Raw genomic sequence first — 13,734 nt, forward strand, 5'->3', positions numbered from 1 at the left:
TCTCGATCGGCAGACTGGCGTGGAGAGGATCGGAACATCGGCATCGGCGCTCGGGATTATGCCCGGCTGGCGGGATCGAGCTGCCGACGCATCGTCACCAGGAACTGCTCGGCAAGTCCCCTGTCCTCGACGGCCCGCGCAAGAATCACGGCACCCATCATCGATGAGAGCGTCGTCGCGGCATTGGCGCGGCGCTCCTCTTCGGTCTCGCCGGGAACGATATCGGCAAGCGTGTCGACCAGTACGGACAACCCATCGCTGAAGACCGCGCGGACCGCGCCGCGGCTGCGGCTCACCTCCTGGATCAAGGTGGCGAAGACGCAGCTGCCGCCTGGATCGTCAACAGTGCGCCAGTGGATATAATGATCGAGAAGCGCTTGCAGCGGCCTGTCCGGAGACTCGGCAATATGTTCCTTCCAGCGCCTCTCGACCTTGTCGATCAGCTTGCGGCTGACCTCCAGAGCCAGCTCGTCCTTCGAACTGAAGTGGCCGTAGAAGCCGCCATGCGTCAGCCCCGCCGCCTTCATGATGTCGGCGACGCCGACACCGTCGAAACCGTTCTCGCGAAAGAGCACGCCGGCAACAGTGAGGATCCTCTCGCGGTTCTCGGCAAATTTTTCGCGGCTGACCCGCATCTTCATTCTCCAGAAATCGTCGCTTGACAAAATATATGATGTCCATCATGAATAAGCAAGAAATATGATGACCATCATGTAAATTGGTTCTGTATCTTCCCCAATCTGAATTCGAATGGAATCCCCTCATGGTTTCAACAGTTCTTGCCTCCTCCCTTGCGCGGCGCAACATTCATTATGGTTGGGTCGTGGTTGCCGCGACCTTTCTGACCATGCTGGTGACGGCAGGCGCCATGGGCGCTCCCGGCGTCCTGATCAAACCGCTGCAGGACGAGTTCGGCTGGGAAACGTCGCAGATTTCCTCGGCTCTGGCGATTCGCTTGATCCTTTTCGGCTTGATGGGTCCGTTCGCTGCGGCCTTCATGAATTATTTCGGCGTCCGTAAGGTAATTGTCTTTGCGCTGGCGCTGATCGGCGCGGGCTTTGTCGGCTCGCTGTTCATGACCAAGCTTTGGCATCTGCTGGCGCTGTGGGGTGTCGTCGTCGGCTTCGGCACCGGCCTGACGGCGATGGTGCTGGCGGCGACGGTTTCGACGCGCTGGTTCGTCAAGCATCGCGGCCTTGTCGTCGGCATGCTCTCGGCAAGCTCGGCGACCGGGCAGCTCGTCTTCCTGCCGCTGATGGCGGAACTCACCGAACGTTACGGCTGGCGCGCCACCGTGTTCTTCGTCTGCGCCATGATCATGGCGGCCGCTCTTCTCGTCCTTCTCTTCATGCGCGACCGCCCCTCGGATGTGAACCTGCCATTATTGGGAGAAGCCCATGTGGCGCCGGCGCCGGCCCGAACGACGCTCGGCGCTGCGCTGATGACGCCGATCACCACGCTCCGTGAAATCTCGACGACCTCGACTTTCTGGATCTTGTTTGCCACCTTCTTCATCTGCGGCCTCAGCACCAACGGCCTGATCCAGACCCATTTCGTCACCCTCTGCGGCGATTTCGGCATCGTGCCGGTTGCCGCCACCAGCGTGCTTGCCGTCATGGGCATTTTCGATTTCTTCGGCACCATCGGCTCTGGCTGGCTCTCCGACCGCTTCGACAATCGCTGGCTGCTGTTCTGGTATTACGGCCTGCGCGGTCTCTCGCTGCTCTATCTGCCGTTCAGCGATTTCAGCTTCTACGGCCTCTCCATCTTCGCCATCTTCTACGGCCTAGACTGGATCGCCACAGTGCCGCCCACCGTCAAGATCGCCGCCGATCGCTTTGGCCGCGAAAAGGCCGGTCTCGTCTTCGGCTGGGTCTTTGCCGGCCACCAGCTGGGCGCTGCCACGGCCGCCTATGGCGCCGGCCTGTCGCGCACGGAATTGTCAAGCTACCTGCCCGCCTTCTTCGTCGCCGGTGCCTTCTGCCTGCTGGCTTCGATCCTGGCGATTACGCTGAAGAAGTCCGGGCTGCCCAGTGCGGCACCCGCCGCCGCTCATTGAGATCGACAGGATCCGGCCTCGTAACGAGGCCGGATTTCCCGCGGCATTGCCGCGATAACTTCGCTCTCCCGTCTTGCGCGCTCGCCCGCTCGCATGTTAGACACCCGCCTCGTCTGGATCCGTTGCCCCATTGGCGGAATTGGTAGACGCGCTCGACTCAAAATCGAGTTTCGAAAGAAGTGCTGGTTCGACCCCGGCATGGGGCACCAGCCTTCGCGCTGCGGAGCTTCGGCTCGGCGAGCCGAAGAGCAGCCAAGCGGGGGCTGTCGCGCCGTAGTTCCGTCAGGAACGAAGGCGGACTGTTCGACAATCTCCGGTTAGCTGCACCATCGTCTCAAATGACTTTGTGTAGCCCCTACCTCTAAAGACCTAAGCGGGACTACGGTGCAAGTTTCGCCTCCGAGTGAAGCCTACTTGTTCTTCAGCAGCCACATCTTGCCGGCCATGGTAATGCCGTAGACATCCTTTGATGCATCATCATCCAGGTGCCGCCGCTCGAGGAAGCCCGGCTCTTTCAACTCGCTGAGCGTCTTTGCCGTGACCGATTTCACTTTCTGCGGCCGTTCTTTCCACCGGTCGGTTTTTGCGTAGGTCACCGTCGCGTTCTGATGCGTCCATTTATTGGCCGGCTGAGGATAGAGATCGCCATCCCTGGCGAGTTTGAGTGCGGTGATCTGGGATGGGGTAAGCTCAATCATATCGAAAATCCTGTGCCGGGTTCTTTGCGCTTGGAATGCGCTCCGAGCGAAGGGGCTCATAACATCGACTGATCACGTCCGCCACCGCATTGAGCTGTCCGTGCCGCGAAAGGCGAAAACCCGGCTTGTCGAAGCCGGGCGTGGTCTTTGCCGCGGATTTTCGTCAATAGCAGCGCCTGACCGTCCTGGTCACCTCGCCTTCATCGGTCTGGCGCGTGACGCTCCTGGTTTCGCAGCCATCATGTCGATAGCGGCGATGCTCGCGTTCGCGAACGCCAAAGGTCACGCCGCGCTCGCTGATGGTGATGCCGGGCCGCACCCGCTCCTGGCGATAATCGTCGTCATAGGAACGCTCCCTGACATAGACGCTATCGGCAAGCACCGGCGCCGCAAACGAACACGCGGCAAGGGCCGCCACAGCACAGTTCAGGATGATCTTCCGCATATCCTTTCTCCTTCTCTTGATGAAAAGGCAACGACCCAAGACGCAAGTGGTTCCAGCATCAGCAACAGCTCGTTCATGCCGCGAGCAGTCGCAGGCCCATTATTTCCGACTGAATAATGCCCCCGTCGGCAGCCGCAAAACGCAAATCAACTATTTAATTTTGCTTGCGCTTCGTCCAAGGTGGCGGCCGTTACCATCAGGCGAGGGCAGACGTGCATCAGGAAGTGGGACTCATTGCGACGGTCGCCGTCAGTTTTGTTTTCGCGGCCGTCCTCGGTTATGGCGCCGACCGGCTGCGGCTGCCGCCGCTCGTCGGCTACCTGATGGCCGGCATCCTGATGGGACCGTTCACGCCAGGCTTCGTCGCCGATACCGCTCTTGCCGGCCAGCTCGCCGAAATGGGCGTCATCCTGCTGATGTTTGGCGTCGGCTTGCATTTTTCCGCCTCCGACCTGCTCGCTGTACGCGGGATCGCCGTGCCGGGCGCGATCGGCCGAATTATCCTCGCCACGCTGCTGGGCATCGGCCTCTGCATGCTCTGGGGCTGGAGCCTTGGCGCCGGCGTCGTCTTCGGGCTCAGCCTCTCGGTGGCGAGTACGGTCGTGCTCCTGAAGGCGCTGGAGGAGCGCAATCTCGTCAATGCGCCAAGCGGGCGCGTCGCCGTCGGCTGGCTGATCGTCGAGGATCTGGTGATGGTGCTGGCGCTGGTGCTGCTGCCAGCGCTGGCAGAGCTTCTCGGCGGCCAAGCCGTCGAGACCAATCACGGCCTCGGTGATCTGCCGCTGGCACTGACGATCGGACTGACCTTGTTCAAGGTGCTGGCCTTCGCCGCCATGGCGGTCTTCCTCGGCCCCCGTATCGTGCCCTGGCTGCTGACGATGATCGCGCGCACCGGCTCGCGCGAACTCTTCACACTGACGGTGCTGGCGATCGCGCTCGGCATCGCCTTCGGCTCGGCGGCGATTTTCGGCGTCTCCTTCGCACTCGGCGCGTTTTTCGCCGGCGTCGTCATGAGCGAATCCCAGCTCAGCCACAGAGCGGCGGCCGATTCGCTACCGTTGCAGAACGCCTTCTCCGTGCTGTTCTTCGTCTCGGTCGGCATGCTCTTCGACCCCTCGATCCTGGTGCGCCAGCCGCTGGCGGTGATCGGCGCCCTGGCGCTCGTCATTGTCGGCAAGGCCGTCATCACCTTCGCCATCGTCATGCTGCTGCGATATCCGATCGGCATGGGGCTGACCTTGGCCGGCGGCCTTGCCCAGATCGGCGAATTTTCCTTCATCCTCGCCGGCCTCGGCGTCTCGCTCGGGCTGCTGCCGCATGAAGGCCAGGATCTCATCCTGGCTGCAGCGATCCTGTCGATCACGCTCAACCCGATCGTGATCATCGCATCCGAGGGCTTGAAGAACTATATCCATGCGCAATGGCCCTCCGTCTTCGAAAGCTTCGGTAGAAAGAGGCAGATAACGCTCGGCAAGGAACTGGAAAAGATCAGGGCGCTCGGCGAGGAACGCGAACGCCAGCATCAGCTGAAGATGCAGCAGCTGATCGAAACCTTTCCGCTGTTCTCCCAGGTCGGGGAGGATGCGCAGGAAGAGCTGCTGCTGCTCTTCAAGGCGAAGTCGGCTCCCCCTGGCGAACGTGTCATTCGTCGCGGCGATCGCGGCGACAGCATGTACTTCATCTCCTCAGGCGCGGTCGAAGTGCGCCTAGCCAGCGGCTCGATCCGCCTGGAGCCGGGCGCCTTCTTCGGGGAGATGGCATTGCTGAGCGGCGGAAGGCGTACGGCCGACGTCATCGCCGTCGACTTTTGTCAGTTCGAAGTGCTTGAGCGGCGCGATTTCAATATGTTCATGTCGCATCACCCCAACTTGCGCGCCATCGTCAGCGAAATGGCGCAAAAACGCACGGAAATGAACGTCCTGCGTCAGCAATGGGAAAAGTCGATGGATCTGTCCTGAGGCGCGGCGCTCGTCTCAACCCGCCGGCCAATAGGCGTCAGAGCGGAAATCGTCCGGGATCGGGTCGAGCCGCGACAGGGTCTCGGCTGCGAAATCGATCTGCAGCGACAGGTATTTCAGGGAGGCCAGCATCGGCACGCCGGTGGCAAATTCCCGAATGCGGGACGGGTGATAACCACTTTCCTTGAGCCGCCGGTTCGCTTCCCGGCGCACATCTTCCCGGCTCGGTCCCGAACCCGCTTCGGCCCGGTCATTCATCTGCACGGCCCGCCCAAGGCCGCCTTCAATCACTTTGAACATTCTCATGATACCCTGCACGTCGACCACGTAAACCTTGCCCTAGAATGGCCGATTCGCAATCCCATGAAATCCTGGGAGAGGCGGCGACGCCTCCGCATCACAAAATTTTTAGACGGCGGTGGCACGAAGGACACGGGCGAGCATTTACAGCGCCGCATACGACCCCTAAAGCTTTTTGCACCGCAATAGGAAAGGAATGGAATGCTTCGCAGACTTTACGACTGGACCATGTCTCTGGCCTCGCGCAAATCGGCCGAAGTCTGGCTCGCCGTCATCGCCTTCGTCGAAAGCTCCGTCTTTCTCGTTCCCGCCGACGTGCTTTTCCTGCCGATGGCACTTGCCAAGCCGGAACGCTCCTATCGCTATGCACTAATCGCTACCGTTGCTTCCGTGCTCGGCGGCATTGCCGGCTGGGCGCTCGGCTATTACGCCTACGAGACGGTGGCGCGGCCGATTCTCGAATTCTACGGCAAATTCGATGATTTCGAACAGCTGCGAAACTCGATCCATGGCGAATGGGAAATTTTGCTTCTGTTTTTGGTGACCTCCGGCTTGGCCCATCTGCCGCCGATCAAGGTCGTAACCATTATGGCGGGCGCCATCGGTATAAATCTGAGCTTCTTTGTCATTTCCGCCATTGTCGCTCGCGGCGCCCGGTTCCTACTTTTGGCTTGGCTGCTGCGTCGCTATGGCGAACCGATCCGCGATTTCATCGAGAAGCGTCTCGGCCAGATCGTAGGTGTCGGTGCTGCCGTGCTGATTATGCTCGGTATCGCCTACAAACTACTTGCTCACTAGGCCCACTTTGCGGAGTTCCGCCATGACTGCCACTTCCTCGCCGCTCGCCCGCCCCGGCTTTATCTATTCCATATTGCTTGCTATCGGCATGGCGGCGGTGGTTGGCACCGCGCTTGGATTTCAATATATCGGCGGCTATATTCCCTGCGCACTCTGCCTGCTGCAGCGCCAGCCCTATTATTATGCCATCCCGATCGCCATTCTCGCTGCCATCTGCGAGCTTGCCGGTCTGCCGAACTGGATTTCCCGTGCAATGCTGCTCGCTGCCGGCATCCTGATGCTGGTGACCGCCGGCATGGGCGTCTATCACGCCGGCGTGGAATGGCATTTCTGGCCGGGGCCGGCGACCTGCTCGACGACCGCAAACAGCATGACGAGCAACGCCGGCGATCTGCTGACCGAGCTCAATACGATCAAAGGCCCATCCTGCACCGATGCAGCGCTCAGGGTGCTTGGCCTGTCTTTCGCAGGCTGGAACGTGATCGCCGGCATTCTGCTCGCAGCTTTCGCCTTCGTCGGCGTCCGCAAATCTGCGTGAGGTGAGCCTATCAGGGCTGCAGTTCGGTATCCCAATAGAGATAATCGAGCCAGCTTTCATGCAGATAGTTGGGCGGAAACAGCCGGCCATTATTGTGCAGATCCTGCACCGTCGGCTGATAGGGCTTCTGCGACGGGAACATGCCCGCCTGCTTCGGAAGCTTGCTGCCCTTGCGCAGATTGCAGGGCGAGCAGGCCGCCACGACATTCTCCCAGGTCGTCTCGCCGCCATGGGCGCGCGGGATGACGTGGTCGAAAGTCAGGTCGTCGTTCGAGCCGCAATACTGGCACTCGAACCGGTCGCGCAGGAAGACATTGAACCGGGTGAAAGCCGGATTGCGGGATGGCTGAACGTAAGTCTTCAGGCATACGACACTCGGAAGCCGCATCGAAAAGCTCGGTGAGGAAACCGAATGTTCATATTCCGCGATGATATTCACACGGTCGAGAAATACCGCCTTGATCGCGTCCTGCCAGGACCAGAGCGACAAGGGGTAATAACTCAGCGGCCGGTAGTCGGCGTTCAGGACGAGCGCCGGCAGGGCCTGCGGGGAGACTGCAATCGTCAAGGGACTCTCCTGATCGATTCGGCATCTGCACCTGTATATTAGGCCGGTTGTTACAGGATTGTGAAGTCCAATAAATTCAGAGGATAAAGGCAATTTGAAGAGTGTTGCCGATCAGCCGATCGGCACCATGTCGCGCCGCATTTTCGTGGCGTAATAGGCCCAGAAAAGCCGCGCCGCCACGGAGCGCCATGGCGACCAGACTTGCGCAAGCTTGGCAAGCGCCTTTGTTTGCGGCCGCGCCGCAAGTCCGAGCGCGGCGCCGACGGCATTCTGCAGCGCCACATCGCCGGCCGGAAAGACATCGGCATGGCCGCCGCAGAACATCAGATAGACCTCCGCCGTCCACGGGCCGACGCCCTTCAGCGCCGTCAGCTCGCCAAGCGCTTCGTCCGGCGGCTTCAGGCAGAGTCCGGCGAGATCGAGGTGGCCGGAGACAACCGCTTCGGCGACCCGCGACAGCGTGTCGGCCTTGGCGCGCGACAGGCCGAATTCCCGCCATGCCTCCGGCGCAAGTATCACGTAATCTTCAGCCGTCAGCGGGCCGTCTGCCGGCAGCATGCGCCGCCAGATCGCCTCGGCGCTGGCGCGCGAAACCATTTGCGAGACGATGATATGGGCAAGGCCGGAAAAACCGGGTTCGCGCAAGCGTAGTGGAACCGGCCCTGCATCCACCGCGATCGGTGCAAGCCGCGGATCGAGGCGCAGCAATGCTTCGAGCCCCAGCTTGACGTCATCGTCGTTGCGGATGATCTGCACGCGTCCTCCCAGTGGTTCGAAACGAAAATCCGTGGCAGAAGAAAGCATGACCACGAGCGAGCGTCAAAAACCTGTCTTTCGTTTTGCGCCGAGTCCGAACGGATCGCTGCACCTCGGCCACGCGCTGTCGGCCTTTCTGAATCGCGACATGGCCGAAAGCGAAAACGGCCGGCTGCTGCTGCGCATCGAGGATATCGACCAGACGCGCTGCACGCCTGAATTCGAGGCCGGCATTCTGAGGGACCTCGACTGGCTTGCCATCGACTGGGAAAGCCCGGTGCGGCGCCAATCGGAACATTTCCCGGAATATCAGGCGGCGCTCCACGCATTGATCGAGCGCGGCCTGGTCTACCCCGCTTTCCTGACGCGCGGCGAGGTGAAGGCGCGTGTCTCCGCCTACGAGGCAACAGGCCAATCCTGGCCGCGCGACCCCGATGGCACGCCGCATTACCCGCCGATTGATCGCGAGCGGCCCGAGGCCGAATGGCGGGACATCCTTTCCTCGGGGAAAAAACATGCCTGGCGGCTCGATATGCGCAAGGCGCTCGACCTGATCGGCGAACTGCTGTTCTGGACCGAAACCGGCGACGGCAAGACGGGCGAGATCGCCGCCGAACCCGAGGTCTGGGGAGACGTCATCCTGTCTCGCTCGGATGCCCCCTCAAGCTATCATCTTTCGGTAGTCGTCGACGATGCGCTCCAGGGCGTCACCCATGTCGTACGCGGGCTCGACCTCTTCCACGCCACATCGGTGCACCGGCTGCTGCAGGTGCTGCTCGGCCTGCCGCAGCCCCTCTATCACCACCATCGTCTCATTCTCGACGCCAATGGCCGCAAGCTTTCGAAAAGCGAAGGTGACAGCGGCCTTGCCGAATTACGTGCCCAGGGCATGTCAGGGGCCGATATTCGCCGCCTTGTCGGGCTCTGACCGCCGCTCGACACGCTCTCTGCCGACGATCGAAAGTGTGTGGGAGAACATCCGGAAGACGCGGAACTTGATCAGCGCCGCGTTGATCTCTGCGCCGATGATGAAGATGACGCCGACCATGTAGAGGAAGATCAGCACGATCATCACCGAGGCGAGACCGGCATAAGTCGCGGTATAATTGGCGAAGGTCGCGAGATAATAGGCAAAGACCAACGCGCCGGCGAGCCACAGAAGCAGCGTCAGCAGCACGCCGGGAATGACGTCGAACACCCGCCGCTTGCCGGCCGGCAGCCACAGATGCATGACCAGCAGGCCGACGGTGAGGACGACAAGTGTGCCGTAGATGCGCCAACTGAAGACGACTTCGAGCGTATCGGCAAACAGCGGAAGCCACTTCCGGGCATAGTCGAGAGCCAATGGCACGGCCACCAGCAGAATGCTGATCGCCGCGAAGATGATGACGGCAATCAGCACATAGCCGAGGCTGGCGAGGCGGGTGAAATACCACGGCCGCGTTTCCTGCACCCGGTAGGCACGATTGAGCGAGATTCGAAGCGCTTCTACCCCGTTCGAGGCGAAATAGGCCGCCGCCATCACCGAGATCGTCAGCAGTCCGCCGCGCTGAATGGTCAGGACCTGGAGCACCTGGTCGGCGAGCGGCTTGGCAATCGCTTCCGGCCAGGTGTCGAATATCAGATGGATGGCGGTGGAGGAAAACTGATCGGCGCCGAGGAAGCTTGCAAGCGCCGTGCCGAAGATCAGGAAAGGGAAGACCGCAAGCAGGCTCGACAAAGCCACGTGGCTCGCCATCGCAAAGCCGTCATCCTCGACCATGTGACAGATCGCGTCATAGACCACGTCGTAGATCGTGCGCAGCACCTTCGGCATTCCGTCTCCGGGTTTCCAGATTGTATCCTCTGGCCGAATATGGGAAACGAGTCGCATTTTGTACAGGAATCATTCCATGGCGGAACAGCGCACAATCGTCGTCACCGGCTGTTCCTCCGGCATCGGCGCTTACTGCGCCCGGGCGCTGAAAGCCGACGGCTGGCGCGTCTTTGCAACGGTGCGCAAGGCGGACGATCTGCCGGCACTGGAAGCCGACGGCTTCGAAGCCTTCGTGATGGATTATGCCAGGGCCGACACCATCTCGGACCTGGCAGCCGCGGTCCTCAATCGCAGCGACGGCCGCATCGACGCGCTCTTCAACAACGGTGCCTATGGCCAGCCTGGTGCCGTCGAGGATCTGTCGACGGCGGCGCTGCGAGCGCAGTTCGAAGCGAACTTCTTCGGCTGGCACGAATTGACGCGGCAGCTCATTCCGTCGATGCGCAAACATGGTCGCGGACGGATCGTGCAATGCTCCTCCATTCTCGGCCTGGTTCCTTATCGCTATCGCGGTGCCTACACCGCCTCGAAATTTGCGCTCGAGGGCCTCAGCATAACCCTGCGCATGGAGCTCTCCGGCAGCGGCATCCATGTGAGCCTGATTGAGCCCGGGCCGATCGCCACGCGTTTCACCGCCAATGCGCTCGCAAAGTTCAAAGAAAACATCGACCTCGAGAATTCGCCGCACGCAGCCGATTATGCCAGACAGTTGGCGAGACTTGACGGCTCCGGGCCGGTCAACCGCCACAAACTTGGCCCGGACGCGGTCTATTCGGTATTGAAACACGCATTGAACTCGAAAAGACCAAGGCCACATTATCCTGTAACGACTCCGGCTAAACAGGGCATGCTCCTGAAGCGGCTGCTTCCGGCGGACCTCTTCTACAATCTGATGCGCTGGACCGATTGACCGAGAAAGTTGAATACCATGTCCACGGCCACCTATATCCTTGCGATCATCGTCATGGGCCTCGTCGCCCTCGTGCTGATCCGCGGCCTCTTCAACATGATGAAGGGCGGCGATGCCAACCGTTCCAACAAGCTGATGCAGCTTCGTGTGCTGCTGCAGGCCATCGCCGTCATCCTGATCATGATCACCCTCTGGATCACCGGCGGCGGCCGGCCGACGTGAGGAAAGCGTAGTGGAGGTTCTTGATGACGAATGGGAATGACAGAGCCGAGGTGATGCCGGATGAGGTGTCTCTCCAGGCAGCGTCAGGTTTGTCGAAAGGGCGAACTCCATTCTCCGTCATCCTCGGCCTTGAGCCGAGGATCCAAGCCGCGGCTGCTGGTGGGCGCCGCGTGGATGCTCGGGTCAAGCCCGAGCATGACGGAGGTCGGGGCGGCCGGACGTATCCACGATGCGGACGCGCATTGGAATCCTTTGACTTACCCCGCGTCGAGTCTGACCGCGGGTCGTGTGGCACGGCCACCTTCGCGTCTGGGGACGGTGCTACATGGTGAAACTCAACAGGATCTACACCAAAACCGGCGATGACGGCACGACCGGGCTGGTTTCCGGCCCGCGCCGGCTTAAGGACGATCTGCGCGTCGAAGCCTATGGCACGATCGACGAAGCCAATTCGGCGATCGGCCTGGCGCGGCTGCACACATCAGGCTTGCCCGAGCTCGACGCCATGCTGATGTCGATCCAGAACGACCTCTTCGATCTCGGCGCCGATCTCGCCACGCCCGATACCGGAGAGACGCCGGCCTACGAACCGCTGCGGATCGTCGAGACCCAAGTCGACCGCGTCGAGCGCGACATCGATCAGTTGAACTCCGGTCTCGAGCCGCTGAAATCCTTCATCCTGCCGGGCGGCAGTCCCGCTGCCGCACATCTGCATCTTGCCCGCACGATTGCGAGGCGCGCCGAACGTCTGATGGTGGCGCTTGCCCGCAGCGACGGTGAAATCGTCAGCGAGCCTGCAAGGAAATACGTCAATCGGCTCTCGGATTTCCTCTTCGTGGCGGCCCGTCACGCGAATGAACGCGGTCGTGCGGATGTGCTTTGGGTTCCGGGAAAAAACAGATAGGTTTGCCGCGATCACGATCGCCGGGGGGCCTTATGTTCATACCACTTCATGATGCCAATACGCTGAAGCATATCAAGGTTCAGTGGGTGACCCTGGCTTTGATCATCCTGAATGTCGCGGTCTGGCTCTTCACCAGCCTGGAGAGCGAACTGGCAGCCCAGGCGACGACGGTCGGCCTCGGCTTCATCCCGGCGATCGCCTTCGGGCACGCCCAATTGGCACAGGGATTGGAAATCGTGCCGGAACCGCTCACCTATCTCACCTATGCCTTCGTCCATACCGGCTTCTGGCATCTGGCCTCCAACATGGTCTTCCTCTGGGTCTTTGGCGACAATGTCGAGGACGCGATGGGGCATATGCGTTTCCTGCTTTTCTACCTCCTCTGCGCCGCTGCCGGCGCCCTTTGCCACGGGCTGCTGACGGCGACGTCGGAAGCACCGCTGGTCGGCGCTTCCGGGGCGATCTCCGGCGTCATTGCCGCCTATGTCATGCTGCATCCGCGCGTCAGGGTCTGGGTGCTGGTGTTCCTACGTGTGCCCTTGCCCCTGCCGGCCTTCGTGCCGCTGCTTTTGTGGATCGGACAACAATTCTTCATGCTGGCGATTGCGCCGGATGGCGATGTTTCCTGGGGCGCCCATGTCGGCGGCATCCTTGCCGGTGCCCTGCTGATTCTCGTCCTGCGCCGTCCAGGCGTGCCGCTCTTCGACCGTGAAATCGTAACGCCCCGCGCCGTAAGGGATGAAGCCGGCGCCGTTGCGGCCGGCACGGGCGGCCGCAACGAGCAGCGTCTTCCCTGGGGTCGAGACCGGCGTTGACCGATATATTGACGTGTACGTAAACGTCCATATATTGCCGAGGCGATTCCCTGCCGGCATCATGCAAGCGTTGTATTTGGAGGAAAAACGCGTATCCATGTCGCCATTCGACAATCGAAGCGGCGCCTGAGCGCGCATTTTCCTAAAAACTCGTGAAACCAGTTTCTCTTGAAGGAAGGCTCCCATGAAGATTCTCGTGCCCGTCAAGCGGGTTGTCGACTACAACGTGAAGATCCGGGTGAAGCCGGATGGCACAGGTGTCGAGCTTGCCAATGTGAAGATGTCGATGAACCCGTTCGACGAGATCTCGGTGGAAGAGGCGCTGAGATTGAAGGAAGCCGGCAAGGCTGAGGAAGTGGTGGTGGTGTCGATCGGCCCGGCCAAGGCCGAGGAAACGCTGCGCACGGCGCTCGCCATGGGCGCCGACCGGGCGATCCTGGTCGAAACCGATGATCAGGTCGAGCCTCTGGCCGTCGCCAAAATCCTCAAGGGTGTGGCCGATGCCGAACAGCCGGGGCTGATCATATCAGGCAAGCAGGCGATCGACGACGATTCGAACCAGACCGGCCAGATGCTGGCGGCATTGCTCGGCTCGGCCCAGGCGACCTTCGCCTCGAAGATCGAGATCGGTGACGGCAAGGCTCAGGTCACCCGCGAAGTCGACGGCGGCCTGCAGACGATCGAGATCAAGCTGCCGGCGGTCATCACCACCGACCTCAGACTGAACGAGCCGCGTTACGCCTCGCTGCCGAACATCATGAAGGCGAAGAAGAAGCCGCTCGACAAGAAGAGCCCTGCCGATTTCGGCGTCGACACGGCGCCGCGGCTGAAGGTGCTGAAGACCGAGGAGCCGTCCGGCCGCAAGGCCGGCGTCAAGGTCAAGTCGGTCGCCGAACTCGTCGACAAGCTGAAGAACGAAGCCGGCGTGCTGTAATCGGGCTGGAACA

Annotated in this window: 17 protein-coding genes and 1 tRNA gene; 11 read left to right on the plus strand and 7 right to left on the minus strand. The window is 61.2% G+C overall.

Annotated elements, in window-relative coordinates; all coding sequences use genetic code 11:
- Positions 1–56 precede the first annotated feature (56 nt).
- Entirely contained in the window at positions 57–635 is a 579-nt protein-coding gene (locus tag PH551_RS29610; protein WP_285196097.1) for a TetR/AcrR family transcriptional regulator, read from the minus strand.
- Positions 636–763: 128 nt separating this feature from the next.
- Between PH551_RS29610 and PH551_RS29615 the strand changes: the two genes are divergently transcribed.
- Both PH551_RS29615 and PH551_RS29620 read left to right on the plus strand, forming a co-directional pair.
- Positions 764–2,059, plus strand: a complete 1,296-nt coding sequence (locus tag PH551_RS29615) for an MFS transporter (RefSeq protein ID WP_285196098.1) — start codon at positions 764–766, stop codon at positions 2,057–2,059.
- Between the two features lie 124 nt (positions 2,060–2,183).
- Positions 2,184–2,268: transfer RNA gene (locus PH551_RS29620), tRNA-Leu, on the plus strand.
- 201 nt (positions 2,269–2,469) lie between these two features.
- Here the strand turns inward: PH551_RS29620 and PH551_RS29625 are convergent.
- Complete coding sequence (locus tag PH551_RS29625; RefSeq protein ID WP_085779616.1) at positions 2,470–2,757, minus strand: hypothetical protein; 288 nt, start codon at positions 2,755–2,757, stop codon at positions 2,470–2,472.
- Positions 2,758–2,920: 163 nt separating this feature from the next.
- Positions 2,921–3,202 carry a hypothetical protein gene (locus tag PH551_RS29630; protein ID WP_285196099.1) on the minus strand — a complete coding sequence of 94 codons (282 nt, stop codon included), beginning with the start codon at positions 3,200–3,202 and terminating at the stop codon, positions 2,921–2,923.
- 212 nt (positions 3,203–3,414) lie between these two features.
- Here PH551_RS29630 and PH551_RS29635 point away from each other — a divergent pair, with 212 nt between their 5' ends.
- Complete coding sequence (locus PH551_RS29635) at positions 3,415–5,160, plus strand: cation:proton antiporter domain-containing protein (protein WP_285196100.1); 1,746 nt, start codon at positions 3,415–3,417, stop codon at positions 5,158–5,160.
- Between the two features lie 15 nt (positions 5,161–5,175).
- Here the strand turns inward: PH551_RS29635 and PH551_RS29640 are convergent, their stop codons facing one another.
- The gene (locus PH551_RS29640) at positions 5,176–5,466 is read right to left on the minus strand and encodes a hypothetical protein (RefSeq protein ID WP_285196110.1); all 291 of its coding nucleotides are present in this window, start codon (positions 5,464–5,466) and stop codon (positions 5,176–5,178) included.
- Between the two features lie 195 nt (positions 5,467–5,661).
- Here PH551_RS29640 and PH551_RS29645 point away from each other — a divergent pair, with 195 nt between their 5' ends.
- Together PH551_RS29645 and PH551_RS29650 are read left to right on the plus strand one after the other, a co-directional pair.
- Positions 5,662–6,258, plus strand: a complete 597-nt coding sequence (locus PH551_RS29645) for a YqaA family protein (protein ID WP_183705388.1) — start codon at positions 5,662–5,664, stop codon at positions 6,256–6,258.
- 22 nt (positions 6,259–6,280) lie between these two features.
- A complete protein-coding gene (locus tag PH551_RS29650; protein ID WP_285196101.1) occupies positions 6,281–6,796 on the plus strand; it encodes a disulfide bond formation protein B in 516 nt (171 codons plus the stop codon).
- 10 nt (positions 6,797–6,806) lie between these two features.
- On the opposite strand, the gene PH551_RS29655 is transcribed toward PH551_RS29650, so the two are convergent.
- Together PH551_RS29655 and PH551_RS29660 are read right to left on the minus strand one after the other, a co-directional pair.
- Positions 6,807–7,364 carry an HNH endonuclease gene (locus tag PH551_RS29655; RefSeq protein WP_285196102.1) on the minus strand — a complete coding sequence of 186 codons (558 nt, stop codon included), beginning with the start codon at positions 7,362–7,364 and terminating at the stop codon, positions 6,807–6,809.
- A gap of 111 nt (positions 7,365–7,475) precedes the next feature.
- Entirely contained in the window at positions 7,476–8,168 is a 693-nt protein-coding gene (locus PH551_RS29660; protein WP_285196103.1) for a DNA-3-methyladenine glycosylase family protein, read from the minus strand.
- Between PH551_RS29660 and gluQRS the strand changes: the two genes are divergently transcribed.
- Positions 8,167–9,048, plus strand: a complete 882-nt coding sequence (gene gluQRS / locus PH551_RS29665; protein ID WP_285196104.1) for a tRNA glutamyl-Q(34) synthetase GluQRS — start codon at positions 8,167–8,169, stop codon at positions 9,046–9,048. The two genes, PH551_RS29660 and gluQRS, sit on opposite strands and share 2 nt — an antisense overlap.
- On the opposite strand, the gene PH551_RS29670 is transcribed toward gluQRS, so the two are convergent.
- Positions 9,013–9,936, minus strand: a complete 924-nt coding sequence (locus PH551_RS29670) for a YihY/virulence factor BrkB family protein (protein ID WP_285196105.1) — start codon at positions 9,934–9,936, stop codon at positions 9,013–9,015. The two genes, gluQRS and PH551_RS29670, sit on opposite strands and share 36 nt — an antisense overlap.
- Before the next feature lie 76 nt (positions 9,937–10,012).
- Between PH551_RS29670 and PH551_RS29675 the strand changes: the two genes are divergently transcribed.
- The 5 genes from PH551_RS29675 to PH551_RS29695 all read left to right on the plus strand — a co-directional run bounded on the left by PH551_RS29675 (position 10,013) and on the right by PH551_RS29695 (position 13,721).
- A complete protein-coding gene (locus PH551_RS29675; protein ID WP_285196106.1) occupies positions 10,013–10,846 on the plus strand; it encodes an SDR family oxidoreductase in 834 nt (277 codons plus the stop codon).
- A gap of 18 nt (positions 10,847–10,864) precedes the next feature.
- Entirely contained in the window at positions 10,865–11,068 is a 204-nt protein-coding gene (locus PH551_RS29680; RefSeq protein ID WP_085779625.1) for a twin transmembrane helix small protein, read from the plus strand.
- 325 nt (positions 11,069–11,393) lie between these two features.
- Complete coding sequence (locus tag PH551_RS29685) at positions 11,394–11,972, plus strand: cob(I)yrinic acid a,c-diamide adenosyltransferase (protein ID WP_097601620.1); 579 nt, start codon at positions 11,394–11,396, stop codon at positions 11,970–11,972.
- A gap of 32 nt (positions 11,973–12,004) precedes the next feature.
- Positions 12,005–12,787, plus strand: a complete 783-nt coding sequence (locus tag PH551_RS29690; protein WP_285196107.1) for a rhomboid family intramembrane serine protease — start codon at positions 12,005–12,007, stop codon at positions 12,785–12,787.
- 184 nt (positions 12,788–12,971) lie between these two features.
- Positions 12,972–13,721: an electron transfer flavoprotein subunit beta/FixA family protein gene (locus PH551_RS29695; RefSeq protein WP_285196108.1), complete on the plus strand. Its 750-nt coding sequence runs from the start codon at positions 12,972–12,974 to the stop codon at positions 13,719–13,721.
- Positions 13,722–13,734: the final 13 nt, after the last annotated feature.

Origin of the sequence: Rhizobium atlanticum (genome assembly GCF_030182485.1) — a bacterium.
Classification (GTDB): domain Bacteria; phylum Pseudomonadota; class Alphaproteobacteria; order Rhizobiales; family Rhizobiaceae; genus Rhizobium.

Bases quoted from the DNA above. Each gene is read 5' to 3' on its own strand.
- PH551_RS29610 (WP_285196097.1), bottom strand. From the start codon at position 635: ATGCGGGTCAGCCGCGAAAAATTTGCCGAGAACCGCGAGAGGATCCTC.
- PH551_RS29615 (WP_285196098.1), top strand. From the start codon at position 764: ATGGTTTCAACAGTTCTTGCCTCCTCCCTTGCGCGGCGCAACATTCAT.
- PH551_RS29625 (WP_085779616.1), bottom strand. From the start codon at position 2,757: ATGATTGAGCTTACCCCATCCCAGATCACCGCACTCAAACTCGCCAGG.
- PH551_RS29630 (WP_285196099.1), bottom strand. From the start codon at position 3,202: ATGCGGAAGATCATCCTGAACTGTGCTGTGGCGGCCCTTGCCGCGTGT.
- PH551_RS29640 (WP_285196110.1), bottom strand. From the start codon at position 5,466: ATGAGAATGTTCAAAGTGATTGAAGGCGGCCTTGGGCGGGCCGTGCAG.
- PH551_RS29645 (WP_183705388.1), top strand. From the start codon at position 5,662: ATGCTTCGCAGACTTTACGACTGGACCATGTCTCTGGCCTCGCGCAAA.
- PH551_RS29650 (WP_285196101.1), top strand. From the start codon at position 6,281: ATGACTGCCACTTCCTCGCCGCTCGCCCGCCCCGGCTTTATCTATTCC.
- gluQRS (WP_285196104.1), top strand. From the start codon at position 8,167: ATGACCACGAGCGAGCGTCAAAAACCTGTCTTTCGTTTTGCGCCGAGT.
- PH551_RS29660 (WP_285196103.1), bottom strand. From the start codon at position 8,168: ATGCTTTCTTCTGCCACGGATTTTCGTTTCGAACCACTGGGAGGACGC.
- PH551_RS29670 (WP_285196105.1), bottom strand. From the start codon at position 9,936: ATGCCGAAGGTGCTGCGCACGATCTACGACGTGGTCTATGACGCGATC.
- PH551_RS29675 (WP_285196106.1), top strand. From the start codon at position 10,013: ATGGCGGAACAGCGCACAATCGTCGTCACCGGCTGTTCCTCCGGCATC.
- PH551_RS29680 (WP_085779625.1), top strand. From the start codon at position 10,865: ATGTCCACGGCCACCTATATCCTTGCGATCATCGTCATGGGCCTCGTC.
- PH551_RS29685 (WP_097601620.1), top strand. From the start codon at position 11,394: ATGGTGAAACTCAACAGGATCTACACCAAAACCGGCGATGACGGCACG.
- PH551_RS29690 (WP_285196107.1), top strand. From the start codon at position 12,005: ATGTTCATACCACTTCATGATGCCAATACGCTGAAGCATATCAAGGTT.
- PH551_RS29695 (WP_285196108.1), top strand. From the start codon at position 12,972: ATGAAGATTCTCGTGCCCGTCAAGCGGGTTGTCGACTACAACGTGAAG.